This window comes from Vibrio sp. 10N.261.51.F11, assembly GCF_041471665.1.
Lineage (GTDB): Bacteria > Pseudomonadota > Gammaproteobacteria > Enterobacterales > Vibrionaceae > Vibrio > Vibrio crassostreae_C.
The window spans coordinates 1-21,613 of record NZ_JBFROW010000031.1; the positions used below are offsets into that span (position 1 = coordinate 1).

Annotated in this window: 20 protein-coding genes, 2 tRNA genes, 1 other RNA gene and 1 pseudogene; 17 read left to right on the forward strand and 7 right to left on the reverse strand. The window is 43.7% G+C overall.

The window, feature by feature from the left end; genetic code table 11:
• Positions 1-6 precede the first annotated feature (6 nt).
• Together AB4351_RS10020 and AB4351_RS10025 are read right to left on the reverse strand one after the other, a co-directional pair.
• A tRNA-Tyr gene (locus tag AB4351_RS10020) sits at positions 7-91 on the reverse strand.
• Between the two features lie 102 nt (positions 92-193).
• A tRNA-Tyr gene (locus tag AB4351_RS10025) sits at positions 194-278 on the reverse strand.
• 564 nt (positions 279-842) lie between these two features.
• On the opposite strand from AB4351_RS10025, the gene AB4351_RS10030 reads away from it, so the two are divergent.
• The 3 genes from AB4351_RS10030 (at position 843) to AB4351_RS10040 (ending at position 5,494) form a co-directional block, all read left to right on the forward strand.
• Complete coding sequence (locus AB4351_RS10030) at positions 843-1,919, forward strand: efflux RND transporter periplasmic adaptor subunit (RefSeq protein WP_372125838.1); 1,077 nt, start codon at positions 843-845, stop codon at positions 1,917-1,919.
• On the forward strand, positions 1,919-5,032 hold the full coding sequence (gene vexH / locus AB4351_RS10035; RefSeq protein ID WP_017062023.1) for a vibriobactin export RND transporter permease subunit VexH: 3,114 nt from the start codon (positions 1,919-1,921) through the stop codon (positions 5,030-5,032). The genes AB4351_RS10030 and vexH overlap by 1 nt, the downstream gene beginning before the upstream one ends.
• A gap of 141 nt (positions 5,033-5,173) precedes the next feature.
• Complete coding sequence (locus tag AB4351_RS10040; RefSeq protein ID WP_004736423.1) at positions 5,174-5,494, forward strand: DUF1244 domain-containing protein; 321 nt, start codon at positions 5,174-5,176, stop codon at positions 5,492-5,494.
• A gap of 92 nt (positions 5,495-5,586) precedes the next feature.
• Here the strand turns inward: AB4351_RS10040 and AB4351_RS10045 are convergent, their stop codons facing one another.
• On the reverse strand, positions 5,587-6,654 hold the full coding sequence (locus AB4351_RS10045; protein ID WP_372125840.1) for a PLP-dependent cysteine synthase family protein: 1,068 nt from the start codon (positions 6,652-6,654) through the stop codon (positions 5,587-5,589).
• A 129-nt stretch (positions 6,655-6,783) separates the two neighbouring features.
• Between AB4351_RS10045 and AB4351_RS10050 the strand changes: the two genes are divergently transcribed.
• Both AB4351_RS10050 and AB4351_RS10055 read left to right on the forward strand, forming a co-directional pair.
• Positions 6,784-7,257 carry an Lrp/AsnC family transcriptional regulator gene (locus AB4351_RS10050; RefSeq protein ID WP_017078855.1) on the forward strand — a complete coding sequence of 158 codons (474 nt, stop codon included), beginning with the start codon at positions 6,784-6,786 and terminating at the stop codon, positions 7,255-7,257.
• Positions 7,258-7,346: 89 nt separating this feature from the next.
• The gene (locus AB4351_RS10055) at positions 7,347-8,012 is read left to right on the forward strand and encodes a hypothetical protein (protein WP_372125842.1); all 666 of its coding nucleotides are present in this window, start codon (positions 7,347-7,349) and stop codon (positions 8,010-8,012) included.
• Positions 8,013-8,145: 133 nt separating this feature from the next.
• Here the strand turns inward: AB4351_RS10055 and tesB are convergent, their stop codons facing one another.
• Complete coding sequence (tesB, locus tag AB4351_RS10060) at positions 8,146-9,006, reverse strand: acyl-CoA thioesterase II (protein WP_029235187.1); 861 nt, start codon at positions 9,004-9,006, stop codon at positions 8,146-8,148.
• Positions 9,007-9,174: 168 nt separating this feature from the next.
• Between tesB and AB4351_RS10065 the strand changes: the two genes are divergently transcribed.
• The gene (locus AB4351_RS10065) at positions 9,175-9,615 is read left to right on the forward strand and encodes a YbaY family lipoprotein (RefSeq protein WP_102319976.1); all 441 of its coding nucleotides are present in this window, start codon (positions 9,175-9,177) and stop codon (positions 9,613-9,615) included.
• A 75-nt stretch (positions 9,616-9,690) separates the two neighbouring features.
• Here AB4351_RS10065 and AB4351_RS10070 read toward each other — a convergent pair whose 3' ends face one another.
• Entirely contained in the window at positions 9,691-9,993 is a 303-nt protein-coding gene (locus tag AB4351_RS10070) for an MGMT family protein (protein ID WP_017058952.1), read from the reverse strand.
• A 51-nt stretch (positions 9,994-10,044) separates the two neighbouring features.
• Here AB4351_RS10070 and AB4351_RS10075 point away from each other — a divergent pair, with 51 nt between their 5' ends.
• The 5 genes from AB4351_RS10075 to AB4351_RS10095 all read left to right on the forward strand — a co-directional run bounded on the left by AB4351_RS10075 (position 10,045) and on the right by AB4351_RS10095 (position 14,774).
• Positions 10,045-10,788, forward strand: a complete 744-nt coding sequence (locus AB4351_RS10075) for a hypothetical protein (protein WP_017070265.1) — start codon at positions 10,045-10,047, stop codon at positions 10,786-10,788.
• Between the two features lie 196 nt (positions 10,789-10,984).
• Positions 10,985-11,081: signal recognition particle sRNA small type (ffs, locus tag AB4351_RS10080), an RNA gene on the forward strand.
• Between the two features lie 138 nt (positions 11,082-11,219).
• Positions 11,220-11,843: a Tn7 transposase TnsA N-terminal domain-containing protein gene (locus AB4351_RS10085; RefSeq protein WP_372044232.1), complete on the forward strand. Its 624-nt coding sequence runs from the start codon at positions 11,220-11,222 to the stop codon at positions 11,841-11,843.
• Positions 11,844-11,845: 2 nt separating this feature from the next.
• On the forward strand, positions 11,846-13,711 hold the full coding sequence (locus AB4351_RS10090; protein WP_017067306.1) for a Mu transposase C-terminal domain-containing protein: 1,866 nt from the start codon (positions 11,846-11,848) through the stop codon (positions 13,709-13,711).
• Positions 13,680-14,774 (forward strand): TniB family NTP-binding protein, encoded by a 1,095-nt coding sequence (locus tag AB4351_RS10095; protein ID WP_372125845.1) that lies wholly within the window; start codon positions 13,680-13,682, stop codon positions 14,772-14,774. The genes AB4351_RS10090 and AB4351_RS10095 overlap by 32 nt, the downstream gene beginning before the upstream one ends.
• Before the next feature lie 3 nt (positions 14,775-14,777).
• Here AB4351_RS10095 and AB4351_RS10100 read toward each other — a convergent pair whose 3' ends face one another.
• Positions 14,778-15,086 carry a helix-turn-helix domain-containing protein gene (locus AB4351_RS10100; protein ID WP_372111840.1) on the reverse strand — a complete coding sequence of 103 codons (309 nt, stop codon included), beginning with the start codon at positions 15,084-15,086 and terminating at the stop codon, positions 14,778-14,780.
• A gap of 101 nt (positions 15,087-15,187) precedes the next feature.
• Between AB4351_RS10100 and AB4351_RS10105 the strand changes: the two genes are divergently transcribed.
• From AB4351_RS10105 to AB4351_RS10125, 5 genes and pseudogenes are all read left to right on the forward strand, one after another.
• Positions 15,188-15,733, forward strand: a complete 546-nt coding sequence (locus tag AB4351_RS10105; protein ID WP_017064061.1) for a hypothetical protein — start codon at positions 15,188-15,190, stop codon at positions 15,731-15,733.
• Complete coding sequence (locus AB4351_RS10110; protein WP_372125847.1) at positions 15,727-17,109, forward strand: DEAD/DEAH box helicase; 1,383 nt, start codon at positions 15,727-15,729, stop codon at positions 17,107-17,109. Before AB4351_RS10105 ends, AB4351_RS10110 begins: the two co-directional genes overlap by 7 nt.
• An 85-nt stretch (positions 17,110-17,194) precedes the next feature.
• Entirely contained in the window at positions 17,195-19,642 is a 2,448-nt protein-coding gene (gene hsdR, locus AB4351_RS10115) for an EcoAI/FtnUII family type I restriction enzme subunit R (protein ID WP_372125849.1), read from the forward strand.
• 68 nt (positions 19,643-19,710) lie between these two features.
• Entirely contained in the window at positions 19,711-20,280 is a 570-nt protein-coding gene (locus AB4351_RS10120) for a hypothetical protein (RefSeq protein ID WP_372125851.1), read from the forward strand.
• A gap of 124 nt (positions 20,281-20,404) precedes the next feature.
• Positions 20,405-20,902: pseudogene (locus tag AB4351_RS10125) on the forward strand (type I restriction-modification enzyme R subunit C-terminal domain-containing protein); the annotation flags it as partial.
• A 45-nt stretch (positions 20,903-20,947) separates the two neighbouring features.
• On the opposite strand, the gene AB4351_RS10130 reads toward AB4351_RS10125, so the two are convergent.
• Entirely contained in the window at positions 20,948-21,325 is a 378-nt protein-coding gene (locus AB4351_RS10130) for an elongation factor Ts (RefSeq protein ID WP_171350511.1), read from the reverse strand.
• A gap of 77 nt (positions 21,326-21,402) precedes the next feature.
• Between AB4351_RS10130 and AB4351_RS10135 the strand changes: the two genes are divergently transcribed.
• A complete protein-coding gene (locus AB4351_RS10135; protein WP_372125854.1) occupies positions 21,403-21,552 on the forward strand; it encodes a hypothetical protein in 150 nt (49 codons plus the stop codon).
• The last annotated feature ends 61 nt before the right edge of the window (positions 21,553-21,613 follow it).

The following is a 21,613-nucleotide window of genomic DNA, read 5'->3' on the forward strand; positions in this document are numbered from 1 at the left end:
AGAATATGGTGGAGGGAGACGGATTCGAACCATCGAAGGCAGTGCCGGCAGATTTACAGTCTGCTCCCTTTGGCCACTCGGGAACCCCTCCAGGGTGTGTCTTACTTTTCACAAAGTAAGCCTAAATTGATGTTTTCCCATAAGCCCATCAATCAGGTTGTTCTCTTAACTCTTAAAAGAGGTAAGAAGAATATGGTGGAGGGAGACGGATTCGAACCATCGAAGGCAGTGCCGGCAGATTTACAGTCTGCTCCCTTTGGCCACTCGGGAACCCCTCCAGGGTGTTTTTTCCTAACTCATAATGGATAGGCTAAAGAGATGTTTTTCCCAACGCATCTCTCAAGTGCGGAGCGCATCATAGCAAACACGCTAAACCTGTAAAGGGTTTTTCTTATGGTTTTGTGTTAAATGCTGCCTTTTTGGGCAAAGATGGCGAAAAGTACGCATATTGCTCGTGAAGTGAACATCTGTACTAAGGTTTACGTACTGATAGGTAACACCTTGAGGTGACAGGCTTTCTGTATTGTGTTCAATGTGTCTAAAACGTGATGAAACGTAAATGGAATTTAATCTAGATTTACACTTCTTGACGTTACAGCATTCATCAGTTGATAGAATACGGTTAATTTCATTTATAGATAATAATACCTATCGTAGTAAGTAACTTGTCATTCTAGCTTGCTAAAATGCTCGAGAACAGCGTCAGATATTTTGATTGTAGAATAACTACTTATCGAAACTATCTGTTGAAAAGAGCTGCCTTGTTCTCAAGCCTTTTCCCTACGCTATTTCTGACCACTTACTCACTGTGATTGGTATAAACTTACTTGCAGACCATTATTATGAAGCGTAAATCTGTTTTAACCCTGCTTAGCTTGTCTATTCTTATGGCGTCTCCAGCCGTACTCGCTAAACGTATGGGCCCAAGCACTGTCACTGTTGTTACTGAGCAGGTTGATATTCACCAAGTTAGCCAATCTCTTTCGTTGGTCGGTAAGCTAGAAGCCGAGCAATCGGTAATGATCACTTCTGAAGTGGCTGGCAGAGTGGACTCTATCAACATTAAAGCCAATCAAGATGTCACTAAAGGGCAGATGTTGGTTCAACTCGACGATGACAAAGCAAAAGCGGCAGTTGCAGAAGCGCAAGCTTATCTAAAAGACGAGCAACGTAAGCTAGCGGAATTTCAACGCCTAGTGAAACGTAACGCGATCACGCAAACTGAAATTGACGCTCAGAAAACGAACGTAGAGATCGCCAATGCTCGCCTAGCTGCCGCCAATGCCAATCTTAAAGACTTACACATCAGCGCGCCTTTCTCTGGCACGGTCGGTTTTATCGACTTTAGCCGCGGAAAAATGGTGACAGCCGGTACTGAACTCGTAACTCTAGATGACCTATCGGTAATGCAATTAGATCTGCAGATCCCGGAGCGCTACCTTTCTAAGCTGTCTAAAGGCATGACAGTGACGGCTCGCACCAGTGCGTGGGGCGAGACTCAGTTCACTGGCACAGTGGTAGGCATTGATTCTCGTATTAATGCTGAAACCTTGAACCTTCGAGTTCGAATCCACTTCGACAACAATAATGATTATCTAAAGCCAGGTATGTTAGTGGCGGCGGATATGGACTTCCCACCAGTGGAAGCGCCAATCATTCCAGTTCAAGCGCTTGAGTATTCAGGTACGAAGCGTTTCGTTTATGTTATCGACGAAGATAATAAAGCAACTCGTACAGAAGTTTTCCTTGGGGCACGTATCGATAACGAAGTCGTGATCGACAAAGGCATCGAAATTGGCCAGAAGATCGTGGTGCAAGGTATCGTGAACATGCGTGACGGCGTCTTGGTTCAAGAGCTTGCCGTTAATCGCCCAGCTGATGCAGCAAGTGATAAAAAAGCACAAGAAGGCGCTAACTAATGTTGTTATCTGATGTTTCTGTAAAGAGACCAGTAGCGGCCGTCGTATTGAGCCTACTATTGGTTGTGTTTGGTATTGTCTCTTTCAATAAGCTCGCGGTTCGTGAGATGCCAGATATTGAAAGCCCGGTAGTATCGATCAGTACTCGTTATGAGGGTGCGTCTGCCACCATCATTGAAAGCCAAATAACCTCCAACCTTGAAGACCAGTTATCCGGCATCAGTGGTATCGATGAGATCGAATCCACAACGCGTAACGGTATGTCGCGTATCACGATTACTTTTGAGCTTGGTTACGACCTCAATACCGGTGTGAGTGATGTTCGTGATGCTGTAGCTCGTGCGCAGCGTTCATTGCCAGATGAAGCCGACGACCCAATTGTTTATAAGAACAATGGTAGTGGTGAAGCTTCGGTCTACATCAACTTAAGTTCGACGGAGATGGACCGAACGCAGTTAACCGACTACACCGAACGTGTGTTGATTGACCGCTTTAGTTTGATTTCTGGCGTGAGCTCGGTGGATATCTCAGGTGGCTTGTACAAAGTAATGTACGTGAAGCTGAAACCTGCGCAGATGGCGGGTCGTGGCGTTACTACCTCGGACATCACTTCTGCTCTGAACAGTGAGAACATTGAAAGCCCAGGTGGTGAAGTACGTAACGATGCGATTGTGATGTCGGTTCGTACTGCTCGTTCTTACACTGAAGCGGAAGATTTCGAATATCTAGTCGTTAAACGTGCCTCTGATAACACACCTATCTACTTGAAAGACGTAGCGGATGTTTACATTGGCGCAGAAAACGAGAACTCGACCTTTAAGAGTGACGGCGTTGTTAACGTAAGTATGGGTATCGTGCCTCAGTCAGATGCGAACCCACTTGAGGTGGCTGACTTAGTCCATAAAGAAGTCGAAGCAATTCAAAAGTTCTTGCCAGACGGTACTCGTTTAGCTGTCGACTATGACTCAACTGTCTTTATCGACCGCTCAATCTCTGAGGTTTACAGCACGCTCTTTATCACGGGCGGCTTGGTTATCCTTGTGCTTTATATCTTTATTGGTCAAGCACGTGCAACACTTATTCCAGCGGTAACCGTACCTGTATCTCTGATCTCGTCGTTTATTGCCGCGTACTACTTCGGTTTCTCTATCAACCTGATTACCTTGATGGCACTTATCCTGTCGATTGGTTTGGTGGTAGATGATGCGATCGTGGTGGTTGAGAACATTTTCCACCATATTGAACGTGGTGAGTCACCGCTGCTTGCGGCCTATAAAGGTACTCGTGAAGTAGGCTTCGCGGTAATCGCAACAACGCTTGTATTGGTAATGGTATTCCTACCAATCTCGTTCATGGACGGCATGGTTGGCCTATTGTTTACCGAGTTTTCTGTATTGCTTGCGATGTCGGTGATCTTTTCGTCGCTAGTCGCATTAACGCTAACGCCAGTGCTAGGCAGTAAGATCCTTAAAGCGAACGTTAAACCAAACCGTTTCAATTTGTTTGTCGAGCGCGTATTTGGCAAGCTTGAGTCTGGATACCGCGCGGTATTGCGCCGTGCTCTTAACTGGCGTTGGGCCGCTCCAATCATCATTATCGCGTGTATGGGCGGTAGTTATGGCTTGATGCAACAAGTGCCGTCGCAACTGACGCCACAAGAAGACCGTGGTGTTATATTTGCGTTTGTTCGTGGTGCCGATGCAACCAGTTACAACCGTATGTCTGCCAACATGGACATCGTTGAAGAACGCTTAATGCCATTGCTTGGTCAGGGCTTCTTGAAGTCATTCAGTATTCAATCACCAGCGTTTGGTGGTAATGCGGGTGACCAAACGGGCTTCGTAATCATGATCCTAGAAGACTGGGATGAGCGTGACGTTACCGCACAAGAAGCGTTGAACGAAGTTCGTAAATCGTTGAACGGCATTCCAGATGTGCGTGTATTCCCGTTCATGCCGGGCTTCAAAGGTGGTTCAAGTGAGCCTGTTCAATTCGTACTTGGCGGTTCTGATTACTCTGAACTTCAGAAGTGGGCAGAGCTCTTAAAGCAAGCGGCTGAAGATTCTCCAATGATGGAAGGTGCGGACATCGATTACTCTGAGAAAACACCAGAGCTATTGGTAACCGTAGATAAGCAGCGTGCAGCAGAGCTAGGTGTTAGCGTTTCAGACATTTCAGATACGTTAGAAATCATGCTTGGCGGCCGCAGTGAAACGACCTTCGTTGACCGTGGTGAAGAGTACGACGTGTATCTGCGTGGTGATGAAAACAGCTTCAACAACGCGAACGATCTAAGCCAAATCTACATGCGAACTCAGTCTGGTGAGCTGGTTACACTTGATACGCTGACGCACATTGAAGAAGTGGCTTCATCGATTCGTTTGTCGCACTACAACAAGCAGAAATCGGTGACCATTAAAGCGAACCTAATGGAAGGTTACACGCTGGGTGACGCGCTCGATTTCCTTGATGAACAAGCGATTGAACAGCTACCGGGTGATATTTCAGTGAGCTACTCTGGCGAGTCAAAAGACTTTAAAGAGAACCAATCAAGTATCCTAGTGGTGTTTGCGCTAGCGATGCTGGTCGCATACTTGGTACTGGCCGCGCAGTTTGAAAGCTTCATTAACCCGCTGGTGGTGATGTTCACCGTACCTATGGGTATCTTCGGTGGCTTCTTAGGCTTGGTGCTGATGAGTCAAGGGCTCAACGTCTACAGCCAGATTGGTATGATCATGTTGATCGGTATGGTAACCAAAAACGGTATCTTGATCGTAGAGTTTGCTAACCAACTTCGTGACCGTGGTATTGAGTTTGAAAAGGCGATCATTGATGCTTCTGCTCGACGCTTACGTCCAATCATGATGACGGCATTCACGACGCTGGCTGGTGCAATTCCATTGATTACTTCAACGGGCGCAGGCTATGAAAGCCGAGTGGCTGTGGGTACGGTTATCTTCTTCGGTATGGGCTTCGCGACATTGGTAACTCTGTTCGTTATCCCTGCGATGTACCGACTGATTTCAGGATCAACACGCTCTCCGGGTCACGTGGAAGCGGAACTTAATAAAGAGCTTAGCCATGACAACGTGGGAAGAACCTCTCACGGTTAATGAATACGCACGATTAATGAACACGGAATAGTGTAACAATATTGAAAAGCCTGCGTTTGCTCCTAGCGAATTGCAGGCTTTTTTTGTATAACAAACAGAGCTCAACGAATTAATACAATAGATCGAATAAAGGAAAGTAAAGTGGCTGAATTTAAATACAAAGATCTTTCTCAAGAAGAACAAGATAAGCTGGATGCAGCAACCTTTCGTCGCCTGCTAGCACACCTAGATAACAATAAAGATGTGCAGAACATCGATCTGATGATCTTGGCTGGCTTCTGCCGAAACTGTTTCAGTAAATGGTACAAAGCGGAAGCAGAGCAACAAGGCTTAGACTTGGATATCGATGACGCTCGTGAGCGTGTATACGGCATGACTTACGATGAGTGGAAACAAAACCATCAACCAAAAGCGACGCCTGAACAACTCGCGGCATTTGAAGCGAAGCAGAAGCCAGAGTAATTTGTTCTCGTTGGTGGTTGATTAATAGAATGAATAAACAAAAAGAGCCCATCAAGGCTCTTTTTAGTTTGGAGTCGGTGCTTGCTCTGTATTTAAGCCAACTCACCCGTTTGCGAGAAAGCTTCTAGCTTCGCCGCATAAGGTTGTAGGTCACCGATATTCAGATTTACCCACTCGTCATTGAAGTAAGTGTCTAGGTAACGTTCACCGCTATCACATAGCAAAGTCACGATAGAACCTTTCTCGCCACGAGCTTTCATTTCACTGGCTAACTGAAGCACACCGTACATGTTAGTACCGGTTGATGCGCCAACCTTGCGACCAAGAATGTCAGATAACCAATGTGTCGTTGCGATACTTGCTGCGTCTGGGATTTTTCGCATTTCGTCAACCACACCAGGAATGAAGCTTGGCTCTGCTCGTGGGCGACCAATACCTTCAATCTTGCTGAATGTATTGCCTTTCACGTTCGCATTGCCTGTTTGGAAGTATTCGTGGAATACAGAGTTCTCAGGGTCGATAACACAAAGCTTAGTTTCATGCTGTTGGTAGCGAATGAAACGGCCAATCGTCGCTGAAGTACCGCCAGTACCTGGGCTCATTACTACCCAAGCTGGAACTGGGTGATCTTCCATCTGCATTTGATTGAAAATCGAGTTCGCGATGTTGTTGTTACCACGCCAGTCGGTTGCGCGCTCAGCGTAAGTAAATTGGTCCATGTAATGACCATTCAGCTCTTCTGCTAAACGGCGAGACTCATCATAAATTTCATCTGAGCGGTCAACAAGATGCGCTTGGCCTCCGTAGAATTCAATCTGCTCAATTTTCTTCTTCGCTGTGCACTTTGGCATCACTGCGATAAACGGAAGACCTAGTAGGCGAGCAAAGTACGCTTCAGATACCGCAGTGCTACCCGATGAAGATTCAATGATCGTTGTTTCTGGGCCAACCCAACCGTTACAGATAGCGTATAAGAACAGAGAACGCGCTAAGCGGTGCTTCAAAGAGCCCGTTGGGTGTGTGCTTTCATCTTTAAGGTAAACATCAATGCCTTCGATACTTGGTAGTTCGAGCTTGATAAGGTGCGTATCCGCTGAGCGTTGGTAATCGGCTTCAATTTTACGAATCGCGTTATTAATCCATTGATGGTCAGTGCACATAAGCGTTCTCCTGATCGAGTGTAGGAATTCTTTGTAATTGGTATGGTTCTAATTTAGCTACAATTGGAGAGAAAAACTTTGCCATATTTGCTTTGTTTTGCTTAAATTGTAGAAAATAATTCTCTTTAAATGCGATTTGGTGAAAGTGTGATAGATGCCGTAGATAAAAAAATATTAGGATTACTGCAAGAAGACAGCACTCTGTCATTGAATGACATTTCTGAAGCAGTCAATCTCACCACAACGCCTTGCTGGAAAAGACTTAAGCGTCTCGAAGAGAACGGCATTATTGAGAAAAGAGTGGCGTTACTGAATCCCGAAAAGCTCGATCTTTCTTTTACCGCGTTCGTATTGATTAAAACCAGTGATCATTCTCACGAGTGGTATGGTCGTTTTGTGAATACTGTGTCGGAGTTTCCAGAAGTGATGGAGTTCTATCGCATGGCTGGCGAATATGACTATATGATGAAGGTTCAGGTGAAAGACATGAAGTGCTTTGATGATTTCTACAAGCGCTTGGTGAATAGCATTGATGGTATCTCTAATGTGACCTCGACATTTGCGATGGAACCATTGAAGTACACGACAGCATTGCCGCTTTAAGCTACGCCTAGTTACGCATTAACAATCGTCTGAGCTTAACTATCGTCTCAGTTTAGATATCGCCTCTGCGATAAAGAAAAGGATTATTCATGTTTGCAAAAGTATCTACCGCTATCCAGCTGGTACTGGCGGTCGCCATTTTTTACTTGGGTTACACCATCTACTCATTGACTAATAAAGTCGGTGAAATCGTTGATACTTACCCGCAAGTTATCGAAGACATATCGGGCCTCACCAAAGGGCTCAAAGTAGAAGAGCTATTAGCGCTTGCAGAACATGTCAGCGATCTTGCTCCTCAAGTTTTGAACACAGTCGAAGAGGTCAGAAAGACGATCGATGATGTGAATCAAACCGTAGCCTCGGTCGACAACAAAATCCCTGCGATATTAGATGAAGTGAAAAATGTTCGAACGGAAGTCGAGCAGGTAAGAACCGATGTTATTCCACCAACATTAACTGAATTAAAGAGATACCGCGTAGACGTAATGCCACCAATGCTCGCTGAAAGTAAGTCTTACCGCGAACAGACTATTCCTGTCATCGTCACGGAATCTGAAATGCTACGAGCGGAAGTCCCAGGTATTTTGGAACAAGCTAATTTGTTAGCTGATAAGAGTAAGGAACTCGCTCAGGGAGCCGCTGAGGGCGCGGTGAAAGGCGTAGTGTTATCGCCATTTAACCTTCTACGAGACGCAGGTGATGGCATTAAAACGCGAGTTCAAGGCGAGTTTGAGCCAACGTTAGAAGTTGAGTAGGTTTTATTGATTTTTGCGTGACGAGTTTTCTTAAGCGTCATTAAAGAAAGAGGCTAGGTATTAAACCTAGCCTCTTTTTGTTTGTGCGTATTTGGGGCTTGTAAGAAGCGTTTATCCGCTATTTATTTGAGTGCTATTTAGTAAAACGCATCACACCTTCTTGTACTGCTGTCGCTACCAGCTCACCTTTCTGGTTGAAGATCTCGCCGCGCACTAGGCCGCGAGTGTTCGCTGCCGTTGGGCTTTCAATCGCATAAAGCAGCCATTCGTCCATTTTGAATGGGCGGTGGAACCAGATTGAGTGGTCAATCGTCGCCACTTGAAAATTTGGCGTCATGATAGAGACTTCATGTGGGTGAAGCGCCGTCACTAAGAATCCCCAATCCGATGCGTAGGCAAGCAGGTATTGGTGGATCAAGTGGTTGTCTGGCATCGCGCCATTCGCTCTTACCCAAAGGTATTGTTTCGCTTCCGTCTTCTTAGGTTTCAGTGGGTTTACCACCGTCACCGGACGCATCTCAATAGGCTTTTCGCCACAGAAGGTTTTGCGCAGTTTCTCTGGTAAGAATTCCGCAATGTGGCTCGCTAATTCAGTTTCTGAGGCAAAGTTCTCTGGTCCCGGAATATCAGGCATTGAAATCTGGTGCTCAAACCCTGGCGCATCGCCATGATAAGAAGCAGTGAGATAGAAAATAGGGCGGCCATTTTGAATCGCTTTTACACGGCGTGTGCTAAAGCTGCGTCCATCTCGTAGGTTCTCAACATCGTAAATGATTGGCTTTTCAGGATCGCCGGGAAACAGAAAATAACTGTGGAACGAGTGAACACTACGGTCGTCTTGAACGGTATAACGAGCAGCAGAAAGCGCTTGTCCCAATACCTGACCGCCGTATACCTGTGGTAGGCCTAGGTTCTCACTTTGCCCACGGAATAAACCTTCTTCCAGTTTTTCTAGCTGAAGTAAACTTAGTAATTCTTGTAAAGGTTGACTCATCGCCAGCATTCCTCTTCGTAAAATGGGTGTCAGATTATGGTGTTAATCATTTAGCTTAGTCAGATATCTGTCAATAAATCATAGGGTTTCAAGACAGAATATGAAAGCTCTCTTATAATTGGTGAGTAGATTTGCCGAGTCCGGCAAACATGTTGAGAGAAATTGAATATGAAAAAGGCTCTAATTCTTATTACGTCTTTAGTATCGTTTGGCCTACTTGTTGGTTGCCAAGCAACATCAGAAACGAGCGCTTCTCAAGAAGTGGTTGCAGAGAACACTCAAGTGATTTCAGGAACAGTAAGCTACCGTGAAAGAATTGCATTGCCAGAGAATGCAGTGGTTACCGTTACGCTAGAAGATATCTCACTGGCTGATGCACCATCGACGGTTATCGCAACTCAAGAGTTCACCACAGACGGTAAGCAAGTACCGTTCGCATTCGAGCTGAGCTACGACAACGACAAAATTAAAGCTAACCACCGTTACAACATGCGCGCATCGATTCATGTTGACGGTAAACTGCGTTTCACAACGGACACGATTAAGTCAGTAATTACTGATGTAGAAAATACACAGCAAGCAGACCTACGTTTGGTTGGTGTTCGTTAATCAGAAATCGATGCCACTGTTAAGGCATCTTGATTGGCTTAACTTAGCCAGTTGAATTGACGATTAGTGGCAGCTCTAGGGCTGCCATTTGTATATTCTGAGTTTAACTTTTCCTGCATCACTCACCTCAACCCCTTCTTTAACCAAATGCTGCTTTTGTCTGTCGAACGAATCAGCCTTTAAAGATATTTCACCCTTGCTGTTTATCACTCGATACCAAGGCAGTTTGCTACCTTCTGGCAGGTTACCCAGCGCTTTACCAACATGGCGCGCATAGCCCGGAAATCCTGAAAAACGTGCTATGTCTCCATAAGTTGTTACTTTCCCATATGGAATTTGGTGAATCACAGCAAAGATTTGGCTTAAAAATTGGTCCATACTAAATGTTCCTAGTTCATAAATACCACGGATCGGTAGAAGGAGAGGGCTATGGTATTTACAACGTTTCAGTTCTTGATCACCACATTATTAGCGGTTGTTTGCGCGAGAGCAATCAGTTTAAGTGAGGGAGATATCCCGGTGCTTGCAATGGTCATTCCTGCCTTATGGATTTTACCGCAGGGAGGCATAGCAGGATTAGCTTTGCTTGCTGCCATGACCACTTATGGTCTAACCCTTCCTTTGCAGCCTATCACGCTGTCTGTCAGTGCGTGGGTACTGTTCCCGCTATTGATGGTGGTCTTTTCAAGACGCAGTAGTTTGTCGGTCGTGATTATTTCCGGCTTGATTGTGACTACTTTGCAGGTCGGGATCATGGTGACACAATCAGCAGGCAAGCTTGAAGGCGTCCCGTGGGTTACCACACTTCAAACCTTATCAATCATCGTGATTTGGTGGGCGGCAAATCATCTTAAGCCTGCTAGCCGACACAGCTGGTGGTCATTAGGCTTAATACTTCCATTATGGATAGCCGATTTACCTTATGCCGCTTTGGTTGCCTTGTGTGTAACGGGCATCATGGCATCGATGGAAACGCTGACGCGCTTGAAAACCTTCCGCTGGAATAAACTATTATGTTGGACACTGCCAACGGTTGGTTTTGCGGCTTTGGTGATTACCCCAAGTATCGAAGTACCTAGTCCAGTTTTTGTAGTATGGTTGTGTCTATTAGGCACCGCGTGGATGACAGACTACATCATTCGCACAGAAGATAACGAAGATATCGATATCTAGTACTCCAGCAATCCAAACCTTCCAAATGCAGGTAAATGGTGAATTTACCTGCGATTTTCTAGTGGTTTGAATAAAGGATAAGCACTTAGACCGCAATTGTTCAAAAATAGGGTGGAAGGGCTTGCAATGGTTGCTGTGATGCTTAATAATCCAATCACTCTTTGAGGCAAGCCTCTTAGAAAACGAATCTATGGGGGCCTGGTCCTCCCGCAACAATAGCTCGTGAACTCGGTCAGGCCTGGAAGGGAGCAGCCGCAGCGAGTGACTTGTGTGCCGGGATGTGGCTGGGTTCCCACCCCTTATGAAGCCTGCAATATATGTTCGCATAAATTGCAGGCTTTCTTCATTTCTGCATCATAAGTCTTCATATTTGCACCATAAGTCTTCATAGTCTATTTTTTGTTGTAGGTTTACAACAAAAGTGATTTGCTATGTTCGATCAAACCAAGAAATCATCTCACGTACACAACATCTGTAAGTTCATGAGCTTGAAGAATGATGCTGTTGTCCGCACTCTCTCTATTTTGGAGTTCGATTTCTGCTTTCACCTCGAATATAACGCAAACGTTAAAAGTTTTACCTCTCAACCTTTTGGCTTCCACTATCAATTCAATAATCGTAAGTGCCGATATACCCCAGACTTTTTAGTAACAAATCACAACGAGCAGTCAACCCTCTTCGAAGTAAAACACTCTAGTCAGATTCTCAAACCTGATTTCAGGAATAGATTTGAAGAGAAACAAAGAGTGGCGTTGAATGAGTTCAACAGACGCTTAGTTTTGGTTACTGAGAAACAAATTAGAATGGGACCGACGTTAGATAACTTTAAGTTACTACACCGTTATTCCGGATTGCGAACCGTGACTGAGTTTCAAAAACTAGTATTGGCGTTTATTCAACGAAAACAAATGGTGCAGCTACAAGAGGTGTCTTTGTATTTCGGTTTATCGGAGCAAGACACACTTATCTCTACTCTTCCTTGGATCTCTTCGGGGCAAATCAAAACAGACCTCAACAATATTGGCTTTGGCCTCGAAACCTACGTTTGGTGTTAACTATGCCATCGGACTCTAACAGCATATTTGGGTTCTTTGATGAATTTGAAGCTTCAGAGGGAGAGTCTCAGCAGCTTCCAATAGAGCTAATTCATGAACCTATTGAAATCACCTCAACTATTGATTCTCAATCACCGAAGGTACAGCAAGAAGTTATCCGTCGTATCAAAATCATCGCGTTCGTAGAGAAGCGTTTAAAAGGCGGATGGACCGAGAAAAATTTGAACCCTCTCTTAACTCTTGTGGAATCGGAATTACAACTCATTCCCCCGAGTTGGCGAACTTTAGCAACTTGGAAAAAATCTTACTTTGAAGCGGGGAAAGACCCATGTGCGCTTATTCCTAAGCATACGTTTAAAGGCAATCGACAAAAAGAGTTCGATTCTCAATCTTTAGTTGATGAAGCAATTAACAGCGTATACCTGACTCGTGAACGCTTAAGTGCTGCTGAAGCATATCGATACTATAAGAGTCGAGTGATTCAATTAAATCGTGGGATTGTTGAGGGGAAAATAAAACCAATTGCCGAACGTTCTTTTTACAATCGAATACACGACTTACCTCCTTATGAGGTAGCGAGTGCAAGGTTTGGTAAAAGATACGCAGACCGAGAATTTCGCTCGGTTGGTCAGCAAGTAGTTTCGACCAAACCAATGGAGTATGTCGAAATTGACCATACCCCAGTTCCAGTTATTCTGATTGATGATGAGTTAGATATTCCTTTGGGGCGACCCTACCTGACGATGCTTTATGATCGCTTCAGTAAATGTATCGTTGGGTGCAGTATCAACTTTAGAGAGCCTAGTTTTGACTCTGTCAGAAAGGCGCTATTGAACTCGCTACTAGATAAGAGTTGGGTAAAGCAAAGGTATCCATCCATTGATAATGAATGGCCTTGTCACGGCAAAATTGACTGTTTAGTTGTCGATAATGGTGCTGAATTTTGGAGTCAAAGCTTAGAAGATTCGTTACGGCCTCTAGTGTCTGACATCCAATACAGTCAAGCAGCTAAACCTTGGCGAAAGTCAGGGATCGAAAAGCTGTTTGATCAGATGAATAAAGGGTTAGTGAATTCACTACCTGGAAAAACATTCACCAACCCTACTCAACTACAAGATTACAACCCAAAGAAGGATGCGGTGGTTAGAGTTTCTGTATTTCTTGAATTACTTCATAAATGGATTGTCGATTATTACCACATGGCACCAGATTCAAGAGAACGTGATATTCCATACCACAAGTGGAACCAATCGGAATGGACTCCCTCCTACTACGTTGGTACTGAGAAGGAGCAGTTGAGAGTTGAGCTAGGTTTGCTTAGACACCGAACTATTGGAGTGGCAGGGATTAGACTACATAACTTACGTTATCAGTCCTCCGAACTTATTGAATACCGTAAATATTGGGCATCTAACAATGGTAAAAAGCTTTTTGTTAGGACCAAAACAGACCCCTCTGATATCAGCTACATTCATGTTTACCTAGAATCGGAAAAGAGGTACATAAAAGTTCCAGCGGTAGACAACTCTGGATATACAAAAGGACTGTCCCTTTTTGAACATGAGCGCATACAAAAAGTACGCAGGATTAACACTAAGCAGCTTGCTGATGATGAGGCGCTTGCGGATACATTTCTGTATATGAAAAAACGTATTCAGGAAGAAACCGATAGGTTCCGCAGTGCCAAAAGTAATAAGGGTAGCTTGCCTAAAACGGGTAACACTTCGAAATTAGCAAAATTTAATGATGTGGGCTCAGAGGGGCCAAGCTCAATCAGTACGGCTCCGGCAAAAAAAGAAGCTGCGGTCGTGTTCGATGTTTCAGAACAAGTAGCTGATGATGATTTTGAAGATATTGAGGGGTATTGATTTGAACTTAACATCTAGACAGTTTGAGCAACTAAAACTCTTTGAAACCAGCTTTATCGAGTATCCAGTTATAACTGAAATCTACTCCATTTTCGATCAGCTTCGTTTTAATCACTCCCTTGGCGGTGAACCGGAGTCTTTCTTGTTAACTGGTGAGGCCGGAAGTGGAAAGACGGCTTTGATTAACAACTATTTATCACGCTTTCCGCCGAGTTCAACTTGGAGTAAACAACCTGTTCTTAGCACCAGAGTTCCAAGCCGCATAAATGAACAGAACACGCTTACGCAGTTTTTAGTCGATTTAGATGGAAAGTCAGGTGGAAGAGGTACCCGACGACGTAATGAAATTGCTCTTGGTGAGGCTGTCGTAAAGCAACTTAAACGTAAATCTGTTGAGCTGATTATCGTCAATGAAATTCAAGAGCTTGTGGAGTTTTCTACAGCAGAAGAAAGGCAGGCTATTGCTAATACGTTCAAATACATAAGTGAAGAAGCAAAAGTCTCGTTTGTGTTGGTTGGTATGCCTTATTCTGATGTGATAGCGACAGAGCCGCAATGGAACTCACGATTAAGTTGGAGACGAAAGATTAACTATTTCAAGCTGTTGAAAGCTAACAGCCATTCGAGTGTAACGGCATCTTATAGTTTTGACTTGGAGCAAAAAAAGCACTTTGCTAAATTTGTCGCTGGTTTGAGTGCGAGAATGGGCTTTGATGAACCGCCGGTGCTTACAAAAAATGAAGTGTTATATCCTTTGTTTATTATGTGTAGAGGGGAGTGCCGAGCGTTAAAGCACTTCTTGAAAGACGCACTACTTATGAGTTTCAGTGAGAACGTTGATACGATAGACAAAGAGATATTGTCACGTACCTTTTCATTTAAGTTCCCCTACTTGGACAACCCTTTTAATTGTTCTATCGAGGAGCTTCGTCTTCATCAAATTGACTCTGGATCGTCTTACAACCTGAATGCCATTGCCGTAGAAGATAAGATACTTGCTCCGAGATTTACGGATGCAATTCCATTGAGTATGTTATTGAGCAAAAATGGACTTAAAGCTTAAGTATTACTTCTCGCTCTTTAGGTTATCCAACAGGACCACCTTCTCTTCATCACTCATCTTATCAATGGCGCACGCTAACTCAGCGCTCAATTCGCTCCTACAGAAAAAGTAGTTTAGCGGCACATCTAATTCTTCAGCCATACGTTCAAGCGTACCAATATCGGGTACATGCCTGCCTTTCTCGTAATGATTCATACGACCGCTAGCAGAACTCTGCTCCATACCAATTTTCACCCCTAAATCTTTTTGGGTGATCTTGGCTTTTTTACGCGCAGCTTTGAGCCTCGCAGGGATGGGGTTGTCTTTTTGCACTTACACATTTCTTTTCAACCTTTAGATAACTTAGATTGTCTAAGTTTTACTGATTTTTGTATACTTAGCAATCCTAAGTTTTTATTGCCTGTAAGAGTCACATGAAGAAAGTAACCAGAATTAACCCTCACATGTTTAACCTATTGATTGAGAAAGGGATGGATAATTTCTCCGTCACAGACGCTAGGGATGCTTTGCTAAACAGTGCTTCAACCTTCTCGAGTAAGGACGACGCTCGAAAGTATGTTTATAAGCAACTTCTATCTTTTGAGGAGAAAGGCTGGCTTTCTGTTATTGGGGTTCGCAGAGACAAACGCTACCATCAAACTAACGAATTCAAAGCGCTCACAATTGAGCCTAGATCGGGTCGAAATAGGAAAGCTAAGGTCGACTCAACGGATATTCAAATTCCAGAGTGCTCTCTAAATGCACTAGAGCGAGAGAAGAAACAGCATGAAGGTGAGCTGGCGATTACTCTAGGCGAGATTGAGGAATACCAATCGTTGTTAGCGCGTTTCCCAAACAACAAGCAAGATATGCAGCCGCTATTTAATGCAGCAAGAGAACGCTCAGCCAAGCTATTAGGCAGAATTAATGCACTAACCAACTGGATGCAAGTCGCCCAAAGTAAGGCTCCTCAATGTTAAGAGCATGGCAAGCCGAGTGTGCAGATCAAGCTGTCGAGAAATTCACTTCAAACAAGCATTCACACTTCTTCTGCCAAGCGACTCCTGGAGCGGGTAAAACCGTTATGGCCGCCGAGGTTGCGAGTCGGTTATTTGAAATAGGCATGATTGACTTAGTGCTGTGCTTCTCGCCCTCTCTGACTGTTGCTGAAGGGATGCAAAAGACCTTTTCATGGAAGCTCGAATGTTCCTTTAATGGAGGTTTGGGTTCTCTTGGAGGCTCTTACACCTACCAATCAATCCGTTTTTTGGATGAAAACTTTTGGTACACCGTCAGCAAATATCGAGTTTTAGTCATATTTGATGAGATCCACCATTGTTCGTTTGATGACGAGGGGCGGTCAAATTCATGGGGGCTAGAAATTGTTTCTAAGATCCAAGGCTTTGCTCGTTACACTCTGGCGCTGTCGGGCACGCCTTGGCGTTCTGACCGACTACCGATCGTCATGGCTGAGTATTCCGACCCTGATGGTAAGGTTGTTTGCGATTATCAATACGGCTTGCAACAGGCAGTTGAAGATAAGGTATGTCGCCGCCCTAAAATCGTTTTAATCGATAATGAACACCTGAGCGTTAAGGCTGGCAGTGACAATCAACACTTCGCCTCTATTCTTGATTGCCTTAAACAATCCGATGTCTCTTACCAAAGCGTCATTCACAACGAAGACGCTATGAATTACATACTAAATAGCGGTTGCCAAAAGTTAGAGCAGATAAGGCAAGAGTCCCCAAGTGCTGGAGGCTTGGTGGTCGCCTCTTCTATTAAGCACGCTAAAGACATTCAAAAGCGACTTGTTGAGCACTTTAATCAATCAGCATGCATAGTGACTTATCATCATGATAATCCGTTACATGAAATTGAGTCCTTTCGTCACTCAACGGTTCAGTGGATAGTCAGTGTTGGGATGATAAGTGAAGGAACGGATATTCCAAGGCTTCAGGTTTGCTGCCATATGAGTTCGGTAAAAACGGAACTTTACTTCAGGCAAGTTCTAGGGCGAATTTTAAGAGTCAATGATTCACTCAATCAAGAAGCGTGGTTGTATACTTTTGCCGAAGAAAGTTTGATTGGGTTTGCTGAAAGAATTGAGCAGGATATTCCAGAGTCGTGTCTATTTATTAAATCGAATGAACAGACTGAAGAATCAGATAAGGCGCAAAGTTTTACTCCTACAGATTTGTCGAACGATAAGATTATGGTATCTGGGGAGTCCTCAATTCAACTAAATTGGTCAAAAATTGATGGGGTTCAAAACGCTTTTTACTCTGATTTCGATGGTTATGATGTGTTACGTTTAGGTGATTTTAAACAAAGAGTTATCGCAACATTCACTTAGTCACACCGTGAATAATGCGCACTCGGATTTATATTGGCTTTACGATATACTGATTAGCTATTGAGTCTCTCTACGAGTAATCCAAATGGTCAGCAGCATTAATAAAGCTAAGTTATCTGAAACCGACATCATTACCAAATTCATACTTCCTGCGATTAAAGATGCTGGGTGGGATGATATGACTCAGATTCGCCAAGAAGTGAAACTGCGCGATGGTAAAGTGATTGTTCGAGGCCAAGCTGCTGCTCGTCAGAAAGTAAAATCAGCTGACATCGTACTTTATCATAAGCCTAGTATGCCGCTTGCGGTGATTGAGGCAAAAGCCAATAAGCATGAAGTTGGTAAAGGCATGCAACAAGGCATGGTATACGCTGGCCTGCTAGAGGTGCCATTCGTTTTTGCATCGAATGGTGATGGTTTTATTTTCCGAGACTTAACCAACCCAACTCAACTTGAAACGGAAATTCGTTTAGAGGATTTCCCAACACCTCAGCAGTTGTGGGAAAAGTATTGTGCTTGGAAAGGGTATAAAGAAGAACATCTGCCAATTATCACCCAAGATTACCATGATGATGGCAGCGGTAAATCACCGCGTTACTACCAGCTTCAAGCTATCAACAAAACAGTAGAGGCCGTTGCTGCTGGCCAAGACAGAGCCTTACTAGTCATGGCGACGGGTACAGGTAAAACCTACACCGCATTTCAAATTATCTGGCGACTTTGGAAAGCTAAAGCCAAGAAGCGAATTCTGTTCCTAGCGGATAGAAATATTCTCGTCGATCAAACCAAAACGAATGATTTTCAGCCGTTTGGCACGGCAATGACAAAAATTACAGGTCGCAAAGTCGACCCTGCCTTTGAGGTTCATCTAGCGCTTTATCAAGCGCTTACGGGGCCAGAAGAAGAACAAAAAGCCTACAAGCAAGTCGACCCTAACTTCTTTGACTTAATCATCATTGACGAGTGCCACCGTGGTAGTGCTTCAGAAGACAGCGCTTGGCGTGAAATTCTTGAATACTTTAACAGTGCGACTCAAGTCGGTTTGACGGCAACACCAAAAGAGACCGATGAAGTATCTAACATCGAGTACTTTGGCGACCCAATTTATACCTACTCTCTTAAAGAAGGTATTGAGGATGGCTTCTTAGCCCCTTATAAGGTCGTTCGTGTCGACATTGATGTGGATGTCCAAGGTTGGCGACCAACCAAAGGGCAAACTGACAAAAATGGCGAAGTGATAGAAGACCGAATCTACAACCAAAAAGATTTTGATCGCACTATGGTTATTGATGAGCGTACAGAGCTTGTCGCACAAACCATCACCAACTATCTGAAACGCACCGACCCAATGGCCAAAACCATCGTGTTCTGTAACGACATCGACCATGCAGATCGCATGCGCCGTGCATTGGTAAACTTGAACCCTGAGCAAGTTAAGAAGAACGATAAATACGTAATGAAGATCACGGGTGATGATGACATTGGTAAAGATCAGCTAGACAATTTCATCAATCCTAAGAAAAAGTACCCTGTTATTGCCACGACTTCAGAGCTAATGACGACGGGAGTTGATGCAAAAACCTGTAAGCTAGTAGTGCTTGATCAAGGTATTCAATCGATGACCAAGTTTAAGCAAATCATTGGTCGTGGTACTCGTATTGATGATCGCTATGGCAAGCTTTGGTTCACTATCTTGGATTTCAAAAAAGCGACAGAACTGTTTGCTGATGAACGCTTCGACGGAACTCCAGAACGCGTGAAGGTCACGACTCCAGAGCAGTTCGAAGATGAAGAAGATTTAGATGACATCATCGACGGCGTTGATGATGTCGATGTTGATAACCCATTCGGTGATGAAGACATTGATCCTGATTCAATTCAAGAACCAGAGGCTACCTATGGTGAAGGTTTTGGAAACTCCCCTGAAAGTACAGGCGGTGCAGACGATTGGGATGATGATAATCGAGTTCGCAAATTCCATGTGAATGGAGTTCCAGTAAAAGCGCTTGCTGAACGTGTTCAATATTACGATTCAGACGGTAAGCTTGTGACCGAGTCATTTAAAGACTACACCCGTAAAACCATGGTGAAACAGTTCTCTTCTTTAGATGAGTTCACCAAGCGTTGGAACGAGTCTGACCGCAAGCAAGCCATTATCGATGAGCTAGCCGAAGCCGGTATTCTATGGGAAGCGCTAGAAGACGAAGTGGGTAAAGACATGGACCCATTCGATATGATTTGCCATGTCGTTTACGATCAACCCGCTTTAACTCGTAAAGAGCGCGCCGATAACGTGAAAAAGCGTAACTACTTCACTAAATATGGCGATACCGCGCAGCAGGTTCTGAACAACCTTCTCGACAAGTATGCTGATGAGGGAGTGCAAGAAATCGAAAACATCCACGTTCTTAAAGTGAAACCTTTCGATGAAATGGGCAGACCGTTAGAAATCATTAAGAAAGGCTTTGGTGGCAAACCGCAATATTTAGAAGCGGTTAGTGAATTAGAGAACGAAATATATAGATTTGGCTAATACTCTAATGAATTTAGGGTGTTATAGGTACGTAATGTCAAAAAATAAGAATAGGTTATATTAACATTTTGGAAATTAGAGAACGATTTGATTTTTATATGCAGCAGTATGATTTGGAACTCGCAAGAAAGAGCGAGGTTTCGGGGGTAGTTCAAATTCGGCTCTTGTCATTTATTTCTGCGTCAGGGGTAATGCTTTATATGCTCAAAAGCTTTCAACTAGAGCATGAATATATGTTACTCCCGATTGTTTTTTTCATATCATCTGCTTTTTCTTGTCTTACATTTTTATATATCGCATGGTTTTTATATAAAGCGTATTGGGGAGATACATATGAACGGTTGCCGCCACCTTCTGAATTGGAACAGTACTACAAAGATATGGTTTCCGCTGAAATTTTGGATGGCAACCCTGATGCATACTTAGAGTTCCTTATTGAAGAGGTAGGGGAATGTGTTGATAATAATATGCGAAAAAATGATCGCAGGTATCAAGCTATGAATAAGGTGATGAAACGGTTGCCTATAGCGATAGTCCCATTTGTTTTAGCTGGCGGGATTTATCTATTCGCTGACCTCGACTCATCCTCACCAAGAAAACCCATTACCATTGAAATAATAGATAACTATGGAAAATAAAGACAAGTCGCTTGAAGCAAAGATTGCTCAATTGAAGCGGCCTCAACGTCGTTCAATGCAAGAAATAGAATCAACTCATTGCTCCCCAAATGCAGTTTCTTGTGTGGAGATGTCTGAATCAATAGAAAGTAAATATACTTTTGAAAATGTTTTGTTTGTGACGAGATCTATTGTTCTTGAGCAGGCTGATTCATGGGGTGCTTTTCTCGATATCTGGAACAGTTATAATCATAAATCTTCTTTTATTGATGAGTTGTCTTTTAAAGGAGTGTTATGGGAAGAGTTAGCTTTGGAGATTGGTAAAGATATTGATTTTGTAGATATTGTTGGAGTAGTCGTTTTTGGAAGGGAGCCTTTAACTCGTAAAGAACGTGCCGATAACGTGAAGAAGCGCAACTACTTCACTAAATATGGCGATACCGCGCAGCAGGTGCTGAACAACCTTCTCGACAAGTATGCCGATGAAGGTGTGCAAGAGATCGAAAACATTCATGTTCTTAAAGTGAAACCTTTCGATGAAATGGGCAGACCGTTAGAAATCATTAAGAAAGGCTTTGGTGGCAAACTGCAATATTTAGAAGCGGTTAATGAACTGGAAGCTGCTATCTACCAATCTGCTTAACAATATTCACACCGTGTAGATACGAAAACCTTTAAGGCCGCTAATTTAGCGGCCTTTTTTGTCTTCATCGAAGAGATCCAGTTCAGATGATAGTAGTGTAAGCTGATCGGCTAACATTCCGCTTATGCAGTTGTGATCAATATATCTAGGTAAAATATTGCCTAAGTTGAGGGCTTGGTAGTCAGGGTGTTCAAACAGTACTTGTAAATACTTATTAAGGCGCTCTTCGGGCGTCGAATCACGCTTTAGCTGCTTTTTGATGTTTTGACCAAGCTTACGGATATTCTCTTTGTCTGTTTCTTTAAAATCGTCGTTATCATTGAGCTCTTCATAGAGTACATCAGCAAACCGATGATGGCTCCAACCTAATGCGTCTAAAGTATTTTGAATCTGTTTTTGCTTTTGTTTTGTAGTTGTCCCCATTTGTCCCCAACCCCTTAGTTAATATTACCTGGTCTTAGCGAAGACACATTAATAACGATATTTTTAAGGATAAAATCATGACTAAGTCAAAATCACCAATGACACCAGAAGCCGCTGCTCGCATTCAAGGTAATGCCGCAAAACAAAACGGTGGGCAAGTTCCTAAAGGCGACTTTGCTGGCCGAGCTCAACGCGCAGCTGCTCACAACCAAAAACAAGGGAAATAGGAGTTCATCATGAATAAACCAGCTTCAAGTACGCCAAAAGGTGGCGCTAAGCCGAATCCAA